Source organism: Methylophilus sp. 13 (assembly GCF_015354335.1).
Lineage (GTDB): Bacteria > Pseudomonadota > Gammaproteobacteria > Burkholderiales > Methylophilaceae > Methylophilus > Methylophilus glucosoxydans.
In genome coordinates this window covers 374278-392146 of record NZ_JADKYR010000003.1, presented here as the reverse complement: position 1 = coordinate 392146, position 17869 = coordinate 374278, and the positions used below count along the sequence as shown (strand labels likewise).

The following is a 17869-nucleotide window of genomic DNA, read 5'->3' as shown; positions in this document are numbered from 1 at the left end:
AAGAAGCGCCTTTGATGTCCGATAAACAGAACGAATGGTGGAAGCTGACGCAATTTATTGATTCAACTGCGCAAAGAAAGAGAATACTGGTTGTGGATGATCAGCTCCATACGCGATTGCTATTGAAAACATTATTTTCTGAAGAGGATTATCAAGTCGAGTGTGCAGAGAATGCGGTGTCGGCCCTTTATCTGGCCGAACATCATCTGCCGCATCTGATTATTATCGATTTGATTTTAATGGATCGTGTCGATGGGTTAATGTTGTGTAAACAACTTCGAGCCTTACCTGCTTTAAATGATTCTTTGATTTATGTCTTGAGTGGCATGACCGATACGCAAACAAAGTTTGATGTTTTGCTGGCCGGGGCTAATGATTTTATTGAAAAACCTTTTAGTCCCATAGATTTATTGGAACGGGTTTCCAGAGTAAGGAGTACATATGGCAAGTAAACTGCAACTTGGCACAGCATTTATTCACGAGATGGTTGAGGCTTCCAGTTCTAACTTGGTTGAGCAACTGCTTAAATTGGCGCAGGATTTTTCGGTGCTAAAGGGTGAAAAAGAGGCTAATCACGATGCGCTGGTCAGTGCGCATCACACCACCTTATGTAAGTTGGCACGGGTGGCAGCCAGTAAAGATGATGACACCGGCGTGCATATTACGCGCGTCGGTTACCTCTCAGAGTATCTCTGCCATTTATTAAACAAGCCTCAGGACTTTTGTTTCATGGTGAGGTTGGCCGCGCCCATGCATGACATCGGCAAAGTCGGGGTGCCTGATGACATTTTGAAAAAACGAGGAGCGCTCACGGTGGATGAGCGGCTGATCATGAATCAGCACGCGGAAATCGGTGAAAAGATACTCATGGACGAGCTCCCCTTGTTTAAATTGGCTGCGCTGATTTCGTTAACACATCACGAGAAATACGACGGCACAGGCTATCCGCGAGGGTTGGCAAAAGAAGCAATCCCTCTGGTGGGGCGCATTGTGGCACTGGTCGATTTTTTTGATGCACTGACCATGGATAGATGTTATCGAAAAGCGTTTAGCTATGAGGAGACCTATCAGCAGATAGAGAAACTTGCGGGTACACATTTTGACCCCGCGTTAACGGAAGTTTTTTTAAAGCACTATAAGCAATTTGAGCGATTGAAAAAGCACATTGATCAGAAGGCGATTTCTTACGAGCAAATGCTTAAATACTCTGCTTTGAGTTTTTTTGATAAATAGTTGTCAGGTAGAAACGTTGAATATGGCGGGGCAAATCTTGGAAAACATTTCATATGAGCATCGTGTCAAAGACGCGCGCGCGCCTTATTGGCAGGCCGCCATGCGGCCTGATGAGGACTTACGCTCTGCCTTAGAATATTCACCAGATGGCATCATCGTGATTTGCCATGATGATACGGTGAAATTCGTCAATGAAAGTTTTACCTTGCTCACCGGGATCAAAAAAGAACAGATACTTTCTCAAGATCAGCAAGTATTGAATGATATTTTGACCCGGCTCAGTAGTCGGGTGATTGAGAAAGGGCGGGTGGGGCTACTCTACAAGTTACGCCAGGATAACTTCAATAATCCGCATAAGTTTTATCGGCGTAAAACTGATCGAGTGAATCAACTATTCACCGAGACCCCGGAGTTTCGCGTGCTGCAAAAAATCGTCCGTCATCCATCAGATGGCGCCGTGAAAGAGATTATTTATTACCGAGACATTACGCATGATTATCATTCGAATGTTACGAAGTCTGAGCACCTGCTGGCAGCAGCGCATGAGCTAAGAAATCTGATTGGTAATATTTTAGGTTTCTCTGAAATACTAAAAACGAAACTATGCGCCCAGGATGAGAATGCATTTCTAGTGGAGGCCATTCACTCCCAATCCGGTTTTCTGAATCAAGTCCTCAAAGACTTATTGAGCCTCAATCAATTTGAGATCAATGCCGGGAGTGAGGTGGAGTTACAAAAGGTTGAGCTGAATACGGAAGTGAGAAAAATGACAGACTATTACTTCCCGCCCGCCAATAGACCACCTATCGAGTTTATCCCGGCCACACGCAGGATAGAGGTGGTCATGGATGTCAATAAATTCAAACAAGCGCTGTATAACTTGATCAGTAATGCTTACAAGTACTCGAGTGGGCGTGTGATTGTCAAAGTGAATGCGCCTAGCGCTGAACATGAGGTTGCAATTACCGTCATTGATTACGGGATTGGTATCACTTGCGAACAGCAAAAGCATCTATTTAAAAAATACTGGCGTGCCAAGGCTGATCAAGCCATTGAAGGCAGTGGCTTGGGCTTGGTGTTGGTGAAGGAAATTGTAGAGCTTTTTAATGGCCGCGTAGAAATAAGCAGCGAGAAGGATAAAGGGACCGCCGCGACGATTTTCTTGCCTAGGCAGCTGTCATAGCCTGTTGAAACCTGTTTTGATTTTGTTGCTGATCTGGGCAACAAAATAGCCATGTAAAAACTCAAAATTGATCGGTTTGTGCAGTACGGTAATCCCTGAGTCTGGTATTTTGCCTTCTATTTGGGCCGGAGTGAGTCCAGTCGCCACAATGATATTAATGCTCTGGAGCGAGTAGTCATCTTTGAGGATGGACAGTAATTGAAAACCGTCTATCCCCTGCATTTTTAAGTCGGTGATCAGGATGTCAGGCACAGATTTCACGAGCTGAATAAGCCCTTCTATGCCTGAGTTTACAATTTCCAGCTCGATATCCAGTTGCCACTCAGCGATTTTCAATGCATATAACCTGGCAAGCTCCTGATTATCTTCAACAATCAGGACTGAAAGTTTGGCGGCTGAGGCGAGATCCGTTTTGTTGATGGAGGAGGCGTAGTTAATGATCGAACTTTTCAAGATTCTGCGGTGCCCCCCCTTGGTTTTCCAAGCCTCCAGCAAACCATTCTCAACCAGTTTCTGAACGGTGGCAACAGACAGGTCAAGCAGTTTTGACGCATCCTTGGTACTCAGTACCTCCTGGTCCTGAGGAATGCGATTATTTTGCGCTCTAAATACTTTGACACTATCCAATTTATTTACCCTGTTGATTTTAATGATAATTTATCAAATTTTAGATTAAAATATTAATTTTATGAAACAATAAATTCTACTTTAAATATTTTTAATAGTTAAAAGGCTAGAAATAGCTATTTTTTTAATTTAGATCGGTCAGATCTTGAATATTGTGACTCATTTTCGTATCGAGCAATTTTACCTTCCAGATGATCGCTGGCCCAAGTGCCAAGCCATTCGCAAGACTGTGTTTATTGAAGAGCAGCGTGTGCCAGAGGCTCTGGAGTGGGATGCTGAAGATGGGGGCGCAATGCATTTACTAGGCATTAAACATGGTACCCCGATTGCGTGTGCGCGTGTTTTATATAACGGGTATATCGGGCGTATGGCCGTCTTGCCCGAGTGGCGACGGCAGGGTGTTGGCCTTTGCATGTTGCAGTCTGCGATAGAGGGGTGTCGAGCGTTATCTGTGCCCTGCGTACGGCTTTCTGCTCAAGTGCATGCGATCGATTTTTACAGGCGTGCTGGATTCAAAGTCACCAGCGAGCCGTATCTGGATGCCAATATCCTGCATGTCGATATGCAGCTTGAACTGATATAATCACGGTTTGAATTTTCTCCAACATCCAGACATACAAAGGAATTCTCATGTCAAAAATCGTATTTAAAGCGGGTGAAGCTACCGTGTTTTCCGAAGGCAAGGACGTGACTGCCGCGATGCCAGAAATCGTGATCGGTGCCGTGGACGGCCCAGTGGGTACGGCTTTCGCGAACATGATGGCGCAAACCAAAGGCCACACAGCCATGTTTGCCGTGCGTGACATCAACCAGATGGTGCGCCCAGCGACCATGATGGTGCCAAAAGTCACCTTGAAAGACTCCTTGAATATCGAATTGTTCGGTGGTGTGGTGCAAGCCGGTGTGGCTGATGGCATTACCGATGCAGTGATCGAAGGCATTATTCCTAAAGAGCTGGTCAATGAGCTGTGCATTATTGCCTTGCTGTGGATTGATCCGGGCTGTGCCAAAGAAGCCAATCTGGACAAAGCCGATCTGTACAAAAACAACTACGAAGCGATCAAGCTGGCCTTGAAACGCGCGTTGAACGACGAGCCTAGCATTGATGAGCTGATTGCTAACCGTCACAAAATCAAGCACTGCATGTGGGAAGATAGCTGGGATCAGAAATAAGTCAGGATCCCCCGTTTATCCTGTGTGAGATAGGCCCCGCATGTGCGGGGTTTTTGTTATCCGGCGAAAGTGGGCAGACGCGCAATGAAATATTTAATTAAACGATATCTGGCCGTGATTTATGAAGCCTTGTTGATGCTGGCCTTGGCCTTGGCACTGACCGCCGCTTATGTGCTGGTGGTGGGGGATGCCAGTCATGGCTGGCGGCGTTTAGGTTTGCAGATGCTGTTGTGGCTGTCGATAGGCGCTTACTTTGTGCGCTGTTGGGTGGTGACCGGCCAAACGCTGGCCAGCCAGACCTGGAAGCTGAAAGTGGTAGATGCCGAGGGCCGTTTGCTGGACTGGCGCCTGGCTTTGCTGCGCTATGGGGTGGCAACACTGTTGTTGCTCCCGGCGGGGCTGACATTGTGGTGGGCAGTACTGGATCGCGAGCAGCAGTTTTTGCATGACCGGCTGCTTGGCACGCGGATAATCAGCATCACATAAGCACGAGTCAGGCGGGTTTTAACGCCGCTCTACGTAGTAAAGCATGCCCAGGCCGACCAGCAAAAACAGTAGCGTCGGGCTGATGGCACTCACCAGCGGTGGCCAGTCATTGAGCACACCCAAATGCACGAACACGCGGTTCATGATCTGGTAGACCACGCCCAGAAAAATACCGGCAAAGATTTTGGCGCTGATGCCACCGGCACGCTGTTGCAAAAAGCCAAACGGTAAGGCCAGTACCACCATCACCAAACAGGCCAGTGGATAGACCAGCTTAGCCCACAGTGCGACCTGATAGCGGGTACTGCGTTGTCCATTTTGATGTAAGTATTGAATGAAGCTATACAGGTTCCAGGCCGACATTTTTTCTGGCAATACCAGCAGCACATTCAACAGTTCTGGCCGGATCAGTGACTCCCAGCGCGTCTGCTTGAAAAACTGTGAGGTGATCGAGTTATCCTGAATCTGTTTGCTGTGATTGATATTGGTCTGGGTGACGTTAGACAGTACCCAGTGGTCATCCTGAAAGTAGCCTTTCTCGGCATGGCTGATGTGCTTTAACTTGAACTGGGGATCAAAATCATAAATGCGGATATCGACCAGGCTGGTGTCTGGCATGACCGAGCTGACATTGACAAAACTGCTGCCGTCTTTAATCCAGAGTCCGGATTGAAAGTCCTGCGCGACGACGGAATCAGTGGCTTGAATACGGATGCGCTGCGCCAGTTTTTCACTGATGGGTGCAATGATCTCGCCAATCAGAAAGGTCACCAATGCAAATACTAGGCCGATTTTAAGCAGAATCATGGCAATGGATTGCAACGAAATGCCGCTGGTGCGCATGACAATCAGCTCCGAGTTCCCGGCCATCGCGCCCAATGTGTAGACGATGCCCAGCAATACGGCGACTGGTGCCACCTCGTATATATGGCCAGGGATACTCAGGGCGACATAGGTGAGCATGCTGTTGATGCCATAGTGACCTCGTCCCAGGCTGTCCAGCTCCTGTAGCAGGTCAAAGAACGAAAACATGGCAAGCAGGCCCAACAGCACCAGCATGATGCTGAAGCTGATCTCTTGCCAGAAATAACGGTTTAAACGGGTCAGGGTCATGGCTTAGCGATTTTGGGGGTGCGTTTGAGCCAGCCCGGCATCAACGGTTTCAGATGTTTGCGTCGGTGGTAAAGATACCAGCCGAGCAGGATAAAGCTTAGGTGCACGGGCCACAATCCCACCAGTACCGAAATTTTGCCTTGCGTAATCCAGGCCTGAAAAATGCTGAGCAGGTTGTTGTAGATGATAAAGATCAGGATCGCAAACATGATGTTGAGCGAGCGGCCTGCACGTGGATCGACAAAACTGAGCGGGATGGCAAGCAGGACCATGACGATGGTTGAGATCGGAATCGCCATACGCCAGTGCAGCTCGGCATGGTCTGCGGCGCTGGCATCGCTCAGCAGCGATTGCGTGGACTTAATCTGCGCGGTGGTGGTGGCGGGCGCAGTCTCTTTGGCTTCGACCCGGATATCATAGCGCTCAAACTCGGTGGTCATGACCTCCAGACTGTTGGGCGTGGTTTCATAGCGCCGGCCATGTTCCAGCCGTAAAAAATTATCACCGTTGCTGGCTTTGTAGCGGCTGCCACGATTCGCAGTAATAATGCCAATTTTGCCGTTTTGTTTGGATTGGACGAACACGTTTTTGACTTCGTAGCCAAGCTTGTCAAAGCTCTCAATAAAGTAAATGCGATCGCCCGCGCTCGACTCCTTAAAGGTCCCGGGGCTGATTGATGACAGTTCATCCCGTTTTTTGAGCTGCTCGCGGTAGCTGTCAGCCTTGCCACTGGCCCAAGGCATAATTATCAGGCTGAACAGACTGATGATGAGCACAATCGGCGCCAGAAACCGCATGATAGGCAAGACCCATTGTCTTAAACTCAGCCCTGCGGACATCCAGATCACCATTTCCGAGTCGCGGTGCCAGCGTGTCAGCGTCAATAGCACGGCCAGAAAAACGGCGAGCGACATCATCATGGGCATGAATTGCACCAGGCTAAAGGTCAGGATGGTGCCAATGGCATCGTTAGGTAAAATGCCTCTGGAGACCTGGCGTACGATATTGCCAGCGCGCTGGGCGACAACGATGCCGAGGATAATCAGGAAGATGGCAGAGGCAGAAGACATGAGCTCTGCAGACAATGCACGTTTGAAAATTTTCAATTTAAATGCACCGCTTTGAAATCAGCATAAAACACTAGATAATACAACCATCACTTAAGCTAGTTGCATGGAACCAAAAAGGATAAAGATGGAATTTAGCATAAAAAGCACTTCCCCGGAAAAATTGCGTACAGATTGCTTGCTGGTGGGCATTTTTGAAGGCCGTAAACTCAGCGATTTAGCCAAGCTGCTGGATGGCGCCACTGAGAAAGCCATCTCGGCGGCCGTCAAGTCTGGCGATATGGAAGGTAAGGCTGGTACTACTCTGATGTTGCGCCAGTTGGCAGGCGTCGCGGCGCCCAGAGTGCTGCTGGTCGGCTTGGGTAAAGCCGATGAGCTGAATCTCAAAGGATTGCGTGCCAGTTTCCGCGCCGCGATTAAAGCGTTGCCAGCAGGCGTAGACCATCTCGCCACCGACTTTGCCGCGCTTGCGTTGAAAAAAGTCAGTGTGCAGCAAAAAACGGCAGCCTTGGCCGAGGTGGCGCTCGATGCCACTTACAAAGTGAATGCGGTCAAAGAGAAATCGGTGGAGCCGCATCCGCTGCAATCCGTCAGCGTGTTGCTTGAAAAATCCGCACAAGCCGAGGCTGAGCTGGGGCTGAAACAAGGGCAGAGCGTTGGCCAGGGCGTGGCGTTGGCCAAAGATCTGGGCAATTTGCCACCAAATATCTGTACGCCCAGCTATTTGGGCAAGCAGGCTGAAAAGTTAGCCAAGGAATATGGCTTCAAGGTCGAAGTGCTGGATCAGGCTGCGATTGAAAAACTCAATATGGGCTCATTTTTAGGCGTGACCCGTGGCAGCGAAGAGCCGCCGCGCTTTATTGTCATGCAGCATTTGCACGGTAAAAAATCGCAAAAACCGGTGGTGCTGGTGGGTAAAGGCATTACGTTTGATACTGGCGGCATTTCACTCAAGCCAGGGGCTGAGATGGATGAGATGAAGTATGACATGTGCGGCGCGGCATCCGTGTTTGGCGTGTTCAAGGCCTTGGGTGAGTTGAAGCTGCCACTCAACGTGGTTGGCTTGATCCCGACCTGTGAGAATATGCCAAGCGGCCGCGCGACCAAACCTGGCGATATTTTGACCAGTATGTCTGGCCAAACAATAGAAGTATTGAATACCGACGCCGAAGGCCGTTTGATTCTGTGTGATGCCTTGACCTATGCCGAGCGCTTTGAGCCTGCCGCGGTGATTGATATTGCAACCTTGACCGGTGCCTGCGTGATTGCACTTGGCCATCATGTCAGTGGCTTGTTTGCCAATAATGACCAGCTGGCCAAAGCGTTGCTGGAGGCGGGGGAGCAAGCCGGTGACCGTGCCTGGCAAATGCCCTTGTGGGATGACTATCAAGCGCAACTGGACAGTAATTTTGCCGACATGGCCAATATTGGCGGACGCGCCGCGGGCAGTATTACAGCCGCCTGCTTCCTGTCGCGCTATACCAAAAAGTATGACTGGGCACATCTGGATATCGCAGGGACTGCCTGGAAATCTGGCAAGGAAAAAGGCGGCACTGGCCGACCAGTGCCTTTGCTCATGAGTTATCTGTTGGCGCAAGCCGCACAATAAAAGGCATGACCAAAATTCGTTTTTATACGGATGTGCCGGATACGCCTGCATTGATGCAACACTTAATATCGCAGGCGTTTTCCAGGCAGCGCAGTGTCACCGTCTATTTGTCAGATCGTCAGCAGGCTGAGCAGTTGAGTACTCAGCTTTGGCAGCAGCCGGTTGAAGGCTTTTTACCGCATGTGCTCGCCGATGCCGACCATGCAGCGCTGACGCCTGTGCAGATTGCCTGGGCACCTGAGCAGATCCGGCAGGATGATTTATTGTTTAACTGCCAAACAGCATTGCCCAAGTTTTTTAGCCGTTTTCGTCATGTGTTCGAAATCATTGGGCAAGACGAAACTGAAAAAGCGGCTGGTCGCCAGCGCTGGGCGTTTTACCGTGATCGGGGCTATGAGATTCAGCATATCAAGTCCATGCAGTCACAAGCATAACGGGGAGGGTGTGTGGAAACTTCAGAAATTCCGGTGTTAACCAAAGTTGTTCAAAAATCTGCGTCGCCAGTGGCCGAGGTGGTGATGCCAGACATGAACGAACTGGTGGCACAGCTCAAACAGGCTTTATTGCCAGAGATCACGCAACTCATCACGACGCAGTTGGCCGAGCAGTCCAGTGAGTCGCTCGCGCAGCACCAGCAAGGGCTGACCCAGTATGCCAACGCGTTGCAACAGACCGTGTTGTCACAGGCACAAACCCAAATCGGCGAAAGCATACAGTCGATTGAGCAAGCTTTTCGTGAAGCGATGGGCAATGTCAGCAAGCAACAGGTGGACGGTTTGGAGGCGCGCCTGAGCGCGCTGACAGAGGGGCAGCTCGCGCAGATGCAACAACGTGAACAAGCGTTTACCGAGGCGCTGGAAAGTCAGTCCGAGCAACAGTTGCAGGTGGTCGAAGATAAGCTGGTCCAGCTGAATGCGTCGCAGCAGGCCACATTTGCCGCTACCGAACAAACACTGCTTGAGCGGTTGGAGGCCAATAGCCAGCAATGGCTGGATGAACGGCTCGCCAGTTTGTTGGCGCAACAACAAACCGAACTCGAAAGCAGAGTATTGGCATTGCGTAGCCAACTGGAAGCAGCGTTGGAGACGCATTTGCAGCAATTACAGGAACAAGCCAAGTCTCGCTTGTCCGCCAGCCATGAGCTGGCTGCGGCGACTCTGGCTGCAGACTATAAACAATCGTTGCAGCAAGTGTTTAACGAACTGTCTGCACAACAACTGGAGGCCTTCAAGCAGGGCATGCAGGACGACTTGTCGGTCAATGCTGCCAGCATGCAAGAAAAAGTCGCTGCCTTGGTGGCGATGCAACTGCAGGCGATGGAAGAAGACATGAACAAACGGCTTAAGTCACGCATTCTGGAGGTGTTGCAGGGTATCAAGTTTGTGATGCCAACGGTTTAAGGGCTTGCGTTGGCCAGGGTCAGCACCACGGGCGTATGGTCGCTGGGGCGTTCGAGCTTGCGTGGTGTTTTATCTATCACACAGCTTTCGCAGTGTGGTTTGAGGACGTTGCTGACGAGAATGTGATCAATCCGCATGCCCATATTGCGGCGGAAGGCGGCCATGCGGTAATCCCACCAGCTAAACTCGCCTGCCTGATCATTAAACAACCTGAAGCTATCATGCAAGCCTAAGGCCAGCAATTGCTGAAAGGCGGCCCGCTCAGCCGGGCTTACCAGCACCTGGCCCAGCCAGGCCTGCGGGTCGTGGCAGTCACGGTCGTCTGGTGCAATATTGTAATCGCCAAGAACTACCAGTTTTTCATGTTGACTCAGTTCTGCTTGAAGCCAGCTTTGCAGTCCATTAAGCCATGCCAGCTTGTAATGGTATTTGTCTGAGTCTACTGCCTGGCCATTGACGACATAGGCGCAAATCACCCGAATGCCTTGTATGGTGGCCGCAATAATGCGTTTTTGCGTGTCAGCATAGTCTGGCAAGTCCAGGTGAACAGCCTCTATTGCATGCGGGCTTAGAATCGCCACGCCATTATAGGTTTTCTGGCCGTTATGCACGGCATTGTAGCCAGCCTCTTTGAGCGCCGCATACGGAAACTTGCTATCTTCCTGTTTGGTTTCCTGCAAGCACAGTACATCCGGTTGATTCGCACTGAGCCAGTCCAGCACATGCGGCAAACGCACGGTCAGCGAGTTAACATTCCAAGTAGCGAGTTTCAACCATCTTCCCCTTAAATTCAGTGCAACAAGCCGTGCTGGCGTTGATTTGCCGCTATTTTACACGAGCAACAGAGATCACAGGCAATGCCTGCATGTCGGTCTAAACCGGCTTGTTATCTCACACCCAGAGCATTGATGAGATCAATTCTCCGGATACCTCATGGATTCTGTGTTTATTTCTGCAATCTGTTTGCATATCACTGCCGTATAAATACAGTTGGGCCTGACAGAACACCTCGCATCCAGTCAGGATATCTTTCATGTTGTCTGGATCCGCATGACACGCCGATGGATTGTTTTAGTCTGCACCTCGCTGCTGGCCATAGTTTGGTCAGTATTCGCCTATGCGGCACCCCCGACTGAGCCTATCCGCTTACAACTCAAATGGCATCACCAGTTTCAATTCGCCGGTTATTACGCTGCCTTGCAACAGGGTTACTACCGTGATGAAGGCTTGGCGGTCGAGATTATCGAGGGTAACCAGTCCATCGATCCCTTAAAGCAGGTCTTGTCTGATCAAGCAGATTACGCCATCGGCGATTCCGAAATTCTGATTTCACGCTTGTCTGGCCAGCCGCTAATCGCTCTGGCCGCCATTTTTCAGCACTCCCCGTATGTGTTACTGAGTTTGCAAAACAGCGGAATCAAGCGGCCTCAAGATCTGATCGGCAAACGCATTATGCTTTCGGGTGAACATGGCCGTCTGCAATTTCAAGCCATGCTATTCAAGCAGCATCTGGATATTCACCAAATGACGCTTCTGCCTTATCGCTCAAATCTGGATGATTTGATTGAGGGGCGCGTGGACGCCATGATGGCCTATGCGATGGATGAGCCCATGCAATTACAGCAAAGAGGCCATGCACCCGCTATTCTTAGCAACCAGGCCTATGGCGCAGATTTTTATGGCGATGTACTGTTCACGACTGAACAGGAGCTGTTGCAACATCCCGCACGGGTTGAGGCTTTTTTGCGCGCCACCAAAAAAGGCTGGAAATACGCGTTCAATCATCAAGAGGCCATGGCCAATGCGATAGCCAGCATGCCTGGCGTTGCGCAACGCGATATCAATCAACAGTCTCTGTTGCAGGAGGCGCGTTTAATGGCGCCTTATGTGTTGTCTGAGGTGGTGCCCTGGGGACATATGAATGAAGAGCGCTGGCAGTCGATTGCCCAGACCTATGCCGCGCTGGGACTGGTTCCTGCCAATGCGCAACTACAAGGCTTTATCTACCACCATGATGTTTCTATAGAACGCCCCTATGTGAACTGGCTGATACGCGGGGTGTTTACACTCGTGCTGGTGGTGGCTGTCACCGTGTTGTGGAACCTGCAAATGCGCAGGCAGGTCTCTGAGCGAACGCGGGCCTTGCAAGAGGAAATAGATCAGCGGCGCCAGACTGAGTATTTGCTCAAAGTGGCGGGCAATGTGGCAAAAATCGGTGGCTGGGTCATCGACCTGCCTACAAAGCGCATGCGCTGGTCTGACGAAGTGGCGGCCTTACATGAATTGCCACCTGGATACTCTCCCAGCCTTGAGGAAGGCATGAGTCTTTTTGTGCCAGCCTATCGGGCGATCATGTCCAGCGCGCTTGAGAAATGCATGTCGGAGGGAACCCCTTATGATCTGGAGCTGGAAAAGGTCACCGTGCATGGCCGCCGGTTCTGGGTGCGCGCAATGGGGCAGGCGTTGCGCGACGAGCACGGCCGGATTGTTCAGGTGCAAGGCTCGTTACAGGATATTACGGTACAAAAACAACTTGAAGCGATCAAGCAGGGACAAGACAAAATACAGGCGATGCTACTGGCGGATATCCCGTTACCTGAGATTTTGCATGCGGCCGTGCAGCTCATCGAGGCGCATTTTTCCGAGGTCTATTGTGTGATTTTACAAATGGATCAGGATGGGCGGCATCTGCATCATGCCGCCTCGCACCGCTTGCCAGCCAGCTACGTACAAGCGATGAGTCAGCTGCCTGTTGCAGGTTATGGCATGCTCAGTTTGACCCAGAACCGGGTGATAGCCGAAGACATCAGCACGCATCCGCTATGGGCCGACTATGCAGACCTTGCGCTGAAACATGGCTTGCGTGCCTGCTGGAGCTTGCCCATCTTCTCACGCAGCCAACGGGTGCTTGGCATGCTGGCGATGTATCGTCAGTCACGCCACCTGCCAGAGACAGCCGAGCTGGACATGGTCGAGAGTTATGCCCATATTCTGGGGTTGGCGATTGAGCGCGAGCAGGCCGATGAACAATTGAAGCTGTTACAAAGCGGAGTGTCACGGCTGAATGATATGGTGATGATCACTGAGGCGCCGGTACACACCCCGTTACAGCAAAAAATTGTCTTTTTAAATCATGCGTTTACACGTATCACCGGCTTGGCCGTGGACCAGTACAATCATCTTTCGCCGTTTGAGCTGTTTAAAAACAGTACGCCTGCCAACGATTTGCAACGCATTAAGGAAGCCTGGCAGCAGCAATTACCGATTAAAACGGAAGTGGTGACTGTCGATCATCAAGGTAACGGCATTTCATTGGAAATGGATGCCTTGCCGCTGCATGACAAGCGTGGCCGTGTGACGCATTGGGTGGCTGTACTCAGAGACATCAGCGAACGCAAGCGCACCGATGCGCAAATTCGCCAATTGGCCTACTACGACACCATGACCGGCCTCCCCAACCGGCTGTTGCTGCAAGACAGGCTGGCGGCCCATATCCATAAATCCCAACTTAAAAAAACCGGTGGTGCCTTGATGTTTATCGATATTGATAACTTCAAAACACTCAACGATACGCATGGGCATGCGGTAGGCGATGCCTTGCTGATTGAGGTCGCCAAACGCATTAAACACTCTGTGCGGCGGCAGGATACGGTTAGCCGCCTGGGCGGCGACGAGTTTGTGGTCGTGCTCGATAGTTTGGCATCCGCGACGGACCAAGCGGAAAAGCAGGCGCGCAAAATTTGTGAAAAAATCGTAGGCGCCTTTAAAAAGCCGTTCAAACTCAATCACTACCAGCATTACACGACCCCCAGCATTGGCGTCGTCTTGTTTGATCCTGACATGAGTCAGACCGATGAGCTGCTCAGACGCGCCGATATGGCCATGTATAAAGCCAAAGAGGCCGGCAGAAATGGCTACCGGTTTTTTGATGCGCAGATGGAAATCGAGCTCCGTCAGCGCGTGGCGCTGGAGGCGGAGTTGCATGAGGCCATAGAAAAACAGGAGTTTGTCTTGCATTTGCAGCCACAATATAACAGACAGCACCAGATGGTCGGTGCAGAAGCACTGTTGCGCTGGCAACATCCTGAACGTGGCCTGATCATGCCCGGTGAGTTTATTGCCCTCGCCGAGTCTAGCGGACAAATTGTCGCCCTGGGACGCTGGGTCTTACAGCAGGCCTGTGCCTTATTGCAGCAGTGGGCATTTCATCCGCAACTCAGTCAAATGGTGCTGGCCGTGAATGTCAGCCCCAAGCAGTACCTGCAATCAGCATTTGTCACGGAGGTGCAGCTGTTGCTGACCGAGGCCAACATTGCCCCGGGTCGACTGCAACTTGAGTTGACGGAAAGCATGTTGATCGACAATGTGGAAGATATCATCGCCAAAATGACCGCGCTCAAAGCGGCGGGTGTCAGTTTTTCGCTGGATGATTTTGGCACGGGCTATTCTTCACTGTCCTATCTCAAGCGCTTCCCGTTTGATCAGCTCAAGATCGACCAGTCGTTTGTACGCGACATGTTACAGGGGCAGGATCACCAAAGTATCGTCAATGCCATTATTTCACTAGGGATCAGCCTGCAACTCGACGTATTGGCCGAAGGGGTGGAGACCGAAGCGCAGCTCGACCTTCTCACTCGTTTGGGATGTAATACGTTCCAGGGCTATTACTTCTCCGTTCCGCAGCGTACGCAGGATTTTGAACGTTTGGTCGCAACCGGACAGTCTGTCATGACAGGCTGATGCTTAGCAGGGCCAGCATCTAACGCACCTTACATAAAAAAACTCCCGGTCAACCGGGAGTATGAGAGAGGACTGCGTGTGGTCGCTAACGGCCTGGAGTGGCGCTCCAGGCCGCGCCAGTCGCATCAGACTGACGCGCGACCACGGATCAAACGCGGTGTTGATCAGAAGGTAGAACTCAGCGTGATTATCCAGCGATTATCTGTCAGGTCTTTGGATCGGCTTCCGCCATTAAAACTGGAGCCACCGTAACCTTGGGGACTCCAGTAGCCAGTGTCATTCGCCCCCACATAGTACACGCCAAGGTTCAGCCCAGTCGTATTCGCTACTGCCAGCGTTTTACTCAATCCAATTTTGTAGTCAGTGTTGTCTGGATTCCCTTTACCAGCAGAGTAGTCACCATAAGAGAGTGGTGTTACCTTGGCCGCTACATCAAGCATACCAACGTGTCCCACCAGAATCAGGTCATAAAACGGCAGCGGATAGTTGGCATTTAACTCGATGTAAGTGGAGCCACGGCTATCACTGTCAAAACCGGTACTCTTATTGGCGCCAAACCAGTCCGTGAGCGTGACAGAGGCTTTTGCACTAATCCAGTCATAACTGAGGGCAACATTTGCTTCATAAGTGTCAAAGCGCTGGCTACCCACTCTGGTAACCCCATCGCTGCGTTTACAGTTACATTTGTTCCAATTGCCGCCGGGATAGAGGTAGCCAATCAGCCCAGCTGACCAGGCGAGCTTTTCAACTGCAGCGAAACTGCCATTGTAGCCCGTGTAAATATCAATCTCGGTGGTGCTGTCGACATAGGTTTGTGGCGTGATACTAGACCCCCAAACGCCTGCATAAAAGCCGCTCTCATGGGCAAGATCCATCCCGGCCTGAACGGCAGGCTTGTGCCATGACTGAGAGATGCCGCGGGAGTAGTAGTCCGACACAAAGGCCACATTTCTGGACAATGTCCAGGCAGATTTTTCTTCTGCCTGGCTAAGCGTGGAGACGAAACTTGCGGAGACGAGTGCAAGAGCAAAAAGGATAGATTTACGCATAAATAGGGTCCCTGTTAATGAATAATGTGAGCTCATTCTGCGGATTGCAGTCCCCTGCGGCTATCCCAAATCGGCAAAGATGCAGATAAAAATGGTGATGGGAGGTTTGAGGATTAGGTGAGCAGCCTGATGCGCAGACAGTGCTTTTTGCGCCCATGCAATGCACTAAAAATAGGCGCAGCATGCCTAATTGCACCTGGATTGATAACTTTGTGATGAGGGTAACCAATGCTACGAAATAAAAGCGCGCAGGAAATGCTTTGTAAACCTGCATGGCAAGCTGAATGCTGGGCGGTGTGCTAAAACAGGAGAGTTGGAATGTTATTTGCTAACACAGCACTACAGTTAGCTCACACAATAATAAAGCAGACTCAGGGATACCATAATGTTAGAACACTGCGCGCGCACTGCGGCATTATTGACGCTGCCACAGTCAAACTATTTGCATAGGGAAAGTCAGGATTTTGATGAGCAGTCTCAGTTCCTGCAAGGCTGGCATCAAGATTACTCACAGCTCTCGGCCGGGCACTTTAATGGCTTTTTGACCCATGTGCACTTGCCTGAGGTGTCATTATTCCTTGAGTTTACTAATCAGCAACTCCATCAACAAGGCTATCTGGATGAGGAAAAAGTCTCCATCGGGGTGCCGATGAATAGCATTCAAAAGGGCATGTTTTGTGGCAGCCTCTGCGAACAGCAGGCGGTGCATATTTTTTCTGGCAGAAACGGTTTTGAGTTTGTCTCGCCCGCAAACCTCACCATCGGCCTGATTGTGATTTCGAGAAAATTTCTGATGCAGTACTTGTCAGATGACGATCAGGAGCGACTGGACCAGCAGTGCAAGAGTGCCAAGATTTTATATTTGAGCCAAACAAAGTATCAGAACCTGGTCCGATTTGTGCGTTCTGTTTTCACGACGCTCAAGGCCCTGCCTGGCTTTATTCAATACCCTACGCTGGTGCAAGAAACACAAATGATGGCTTTGCAAATGGTGGCCGATACATTGCTCTGTGACGATTCGGCGCCGAGGACCGTTTATTATCAGCATCAATCCTGGCAAGTGGTCACCAAAACCCGAAAAATCGTGCGTGAACGCCAGGATGATCCTATCACCGTCGTCGAGTTGTGCGAGTCTTTGGCCATGAGCCACCGCACCTTGCAATATCATTTTCAAAGAACCCTGGAGAAAAGTCCGATCGTCTACCTGCGCACCGAGCGGCTCAATGGTGTCCGCCAAATGCTGAGGCACGCCAATTCTGTGACGGAGGCAGCCACGTCATGGGGGTTCTGGCATTTTGGACATTTTTCGCAGGAATATAAAAAGATGTTTGGTGAAGCGCCCTCTACAACCTTCAAGCGCTTTCATGAGTAATGCAGTGATTTAGCTTTATTGGCTCGAAGGCGCGTCTTGAATCATAACGACATCGCTTTCATCTTTGAGCGCAACGCCTGACAATTTTAAACGGTTGGCTTCTTTTGCCAGCCATAACAATTTTTTTGCGGCGGCGGCATAACCCAGGCCATCTGGCCTGACATTGGAAATACAGTTTCTGTCCGCATCACTGCGGCCACGCCGTGGCTGATGCGTCAAATAAATCCCCAGACTATCCGGCGAGCTGAGTCCAGGCCGCTCACCAATCAGCATGGCTACCATGTTTGCGCCTAGCATTTCGCCCACTTCATCGGCCAGTGCAACCCTGGCCTGGGAGGCAATCACCACCGGCCCCAGATGCCATTCCGCAGGGGCTTGCGCATGAATTTCTTGCAATAACGGCAGCGCGTGATTTTTGATTGCCAGTGAAGACAAGCCATCCGCCACCACCAGTAATAAATCAATCGCTTGTTTTGGTTTGGCAGCTTTGAGGTGTAGCCCGCTGTCCTCACTCAGTTGACGGCCCCAATCGGGTCTTAATAAATAAGAAGCCCGGTCTGGTGCCTTGCTATGAACCTGATGGACATCGACTGACAATGTCGCTTGAATTTGCGCCATCAAAGCCTGGGTATCCAGGCCAAGATGAACCGCATCCCTGGCCAATGCATGGCTCAAGCTGAAATCCAGGACTTCTTGCGTAGGCAGGCTGCTACCTACCCTGCCGAGGGCAATCCGCGCTTGCGTAAAGCTTTTAAGCTGTGACCAGGGATCTTCGCTGACGATGCCTGTGCTAGGGGCTGCAGGAGGCTGATGCATA

Annotated in this window: 17 protein-coding genes; 11 read left to right on the top strand and 6 right to left on the bottom strand. The window is 50.7% G+C overall.

What is annotated here, in order from left to right:
- The first annotated feature begins 14 nt into the window (after positions 1-14).
- The 3 genes from INP77_RS09685 to INP77_RS09675 are packed head-to-tail and all read left to right on the top strand — an operon-like array spanning position 15 to position 2416.
- Positions 15-452, top strand: coding sequence for a PleD family two-component system response regulator (locus INP77_RS09685; RefSeq protein ID WP_194748815.1), 438 nt, complete (start codon positions 15-17; stop codon positions 450-452).
- Complete coding sequence (locus tag INP77_RS09680) at positions 442-1233, top strand: HD-GYP domain-containing protein (RefSeq protein ID WP_194748814.1); 792 nt, start codon at positions 442-444, stop codon at positions 1231-1233. The genes INP77_RS09685 and INP77_RS09680 overlap by 11 nt, the downstream gene beginning before the upstream one ends.
- 37 nt (positions 1234-1270) lie before the next feature.
- Positions 1271-2416, top strand: coding sequence for a PAS domain-containing sensor histidine kinase (locus INP77_RS09675; RefSeq protein WP_194748813.1), 1146 nt, complete (start codon positions 1271-1273; stop codon positions 2414-2416).
- On the opposite strand, the gene INP77_RS09670 is transcribed toward INP77_RS09675, so the two are convergent.
- On the bottom strand, positions 2411-3043 hold the full coding sequence (locus INP77_RS09670) for a response regulator (protein WP_194748812.1): 633 nt from the start codon (positions 3041-3043) through the stop codon (positions 2411-2413). The two genes, INP77_RS09675 and INP77_RS09670, sit on opposite strands and share 6 nt — an antisense overlap.
- A 154-nt stretch (positions 3044-3197) precedes the next feature.
- On the opposite strand from INP77_RS09670, the gene INP77_RS09665 reads away from it, so the two are divergent.
- The 3 genes from INP77_RS09665 to INP77_RS09655 all read left to right on the top strand — a co-directional run bounded on the left by INP77_RS09665 (position 3198) and on the right by INP77_RS09655 (position 4702).
- Positions 3198-3626 carry a GNAT family N-acetyltransferase gene (locus INP77_RS09665; RefSeq protein ID WP_368667937.1) on the top strand — a complete coding sequence of 143 codons (429 nt, stop codon included), beginning with the start codon at positions 3198-3200 and terminating at the stop codon, positions 3624-3626.
- 47 nt (positions 3627-3673) lie between these two features.
- Positions 3674-4216 carry a formaldehyde-activating enzyme gene (gene fae, locus INP77_RS09660; RefSeq protein WP_194748811.1) on the top strand — a complete coding sequence of 181 codons (543 nt, stop codon included), beginning with the start codon at positions 3674-3676 and terminating at the stop codon, positions 4214-4216.
- 84 nt (positions 4217-4300) lie between these two features.
- On the top strand, positions 4301-4702 hold the full coding sequence (locus INP77_RS09655; RefSeq protein WP_194748810.1) for an RDD family protein: 402 nt from the start codon (positions 4301-4303) through the stop codon (positions 4700-4702).
- 18 nt (positions 4703-4720) lie between these two features.
- Here the strand turns inward: INP77_RS09655 and lptG are convergent, their stop codons facing one another.
- The gene (gene lptG / locus INP77_RS09650; protein WP_194748809.1) at positions 4721-5815 is read right to left on the bottom strand and encodes an LPS export ABC transporter permease LptG; all 1095 of its coding nucleotides are present in this window, start codon (positions 5813-5815) and stop codon (positions 4721-4723) included.
- Positions 5812-6921, bottom strand: a complete 1110-nt coding sequence (gene lptF, locus INP77_RS09645; protein ID WP_194748808.1) for an LPS export ABC transporter permease LptF — start codon at positions 6919-6921, stop codon at positions 5812-5814. Before lptF ends, lptG begins: the two co-directional genes overlap by 4 nt.
- Positions 6922-7009: 88 nt before the next feature.
- Here lptF and INP77_RS09640 point away from each other — a divergent pair, with 88 nt between their 5' ends.
- The 3 genes from INP77_RS09640 to INP77_RS09630 are packed head-to-tail and all read left to right on the top strand — an operon-like array spanning position 7010 to position 9891.
- A complete protein-coding gene (locus INP77_RS09640; protein ID WP_194748807.1) occupies positions 7010-8491 on the top strand; it encodes a leucyl aminopeptidase in 1482 nt (493 codons plus the stop codon).
- A gap of 5 nt (positions 8492-8496) precedes the next feature.
- Positions 8497-8925 (top strand): DNA polymerase III subunit chi, encoded by a 429-nt coding sequence (locus INP77_RS09635; protein ID WP_194748806.1) that lies wholly within the window; start codon positions 8497-8499, stop codon positions 8923-8925.
- Between the two features lie 12 nt (positions 8926-8937).
- Positions 8938-9891 carry a hypothetical protein gene (locus tag INP77_RS09630; RefSeq protein ID WP_194748805.1) on the top strand — a complete coding sequence of 318 codons (954 nt, stop codon included), beginning with the start codon at positions 8938-8940 and terminating at the stop codon, positions 9889-9891.
- Here the strand turns inward: INP77_RS09630 and xth are convergent.
- Complete coding sequence (gene xth / locus INP77_RS09625) at positions 9888-10664, bottom strand: exodeoxyribonuclease III (protein ID WP_194748804.1); 777 nt, start codon at positions 10662-10664, stop codon at positions 9888-9890. The genes INP77_RS09630 and xth overlap by 4 nt on opposite strands.
- A 277-nt stretch (positions 10665-10941) precedes the next feature.
- On the opposite strand from xth, the gene INP77_RS09620 reads away from it, so the two are divergent.
- A complete protein-coding gene (locus INP77_RS09620; protein WP_194748803.1) occupies positions 10942-14631 on the top strand; it encodes an EAL domain-containing protein in 3690 nt (1229 codons plus the stop codon).
- A 164-nt stretch (positions 14632-14795) separates the two neighbouring features.
- Here INP77_RS09620 and INP77_RS09615 read toward each other — a convergent pair whose 3' ends face one another.
- Positions 14796-15680 carry a TorF family putative porin gene (locus tag INP77_RS09615; RefSeq protein ID WP_194748802.1) on the bottom strand — a complete coding sequence of 295 codons (885 nt, stop codon included), beginning with the start codon at positions 15678-15680 and terminating at the stop codon, positions 14796-14798.
- Positions 15681-16065: 385 nt separating this feature from the next.
- Here INP77_RS09615 and INP77_RS09610 point away from each other — a divergent pair, with 385 nt between their 5' ends.
- Positions 16066-17052, top strand: a complete 987-nt coding sequence (locus INP77_RS09610) for a helix-turn-helix domain-containing protein (RefSeq protein ID WP_194748801.1) — start codon at positions 16066-16068, stop codon at positions 17050-17052.
- A gap of 15 nt (positions 17053-17067) precedes the next feature.
- On the opposite strand, the gene eutC is transcribed toward INP77_RS09610, so the two are convergent.
- On the bottom strand, positions 17068-17868 hold the full coding sequence (gene eutC, locus INP77_RS09605; protein ID WP_194748800.1) for an ethanolamine ammonia-lyase subunit EutC: 801 nt from the start codon (positions 17866-17868) through the stop codon (positions 17068-17070).
- Between the last annotated feature and the right edge of the window lies 1 nt (position 17869).

What these genes read in the sequence shown, in the direction of transcription:
- INP77_RS09620 (WP_194748803.1), top strand. Translation starts at nt 10,942, where the DNA reads ATGACACGCCGATGGATTGTTTTAGTCTGCACCTCGCTGCTGGCCATA.
- eutC (WP_194748800.1), bottom strand. Translation starts at nt 17,868, where the DNA reads ATGCATCAGCCTCCTGCAGCCCCTAGCACAGGCATCGTCAGCGAAGAT.
- INP77_RS09680 (WP_194748814.1), top strand. Translation starts at nt 442, where the DNA reads ATGGCAAGTAAACTGCAACTTGGCACAGCATTTATTCACGAGATGGTT.
- INP77_RS09615 (WP_194748802.1), bottom strand. Translation starts at nt 15,680, where the DNA reads ATGCGTAAATCTATCCTTTTTGCTCTTGCACTCGTCTCCGCAAGTTTC.
- INP77_RS09640 (WP_194748807.1), top strand. Translation starts at nt 7,010, where the DNA reads ATGGAATTTAGCATAAAAAGCACTTCCCCGGAAAAATTGCGTACAGAT.
- INP77_RS09655 (WP_194748810.1), top strand. Translation starts at nt 4,301, where the DNA reads ATGAAATATTTAATTAAACGATATCTGGCCGTGATTTATGAAGCCTTG.
- lptG (WP_194748809.1), bottom strand. Translation starts at nt 5,815, where the DNA reads ATGACCCTGACCCGTTTAAACCGTTATTTCTGGCAAGAGATCAGCTTC.
- INP77_RS09685 (WP_194748815.1), top strand. Translation starts at nt 15, where the DNA reads ATGTCCGATAAACAGAACGAATGGTGGAAGCTGACGCAATTTATTGAT.
- INP77_RS09635 (WP_194748806.1), top strand. Translation starts at nt 8,497, where the DNA reads ATGACCAAAATTCGTTTTTATACGGATGTGCCGGATACGCCTGCATTG.
- fae (WP_194748811.1), top strand. Translation starts at nt 3,674, where the DNA reads ATGTCAAAAATCGTATTTAAAGCGGGTGAAGCTACCGTGTTTTCCGAA.
- INP77_RS09610 (WP_194748801.1), top strand. Translation starts at nt 16,066, where the DNA reads ATGTTAGAACACTGCGCGCGCACTGCGGCATTATTGACGCTGCCACAG.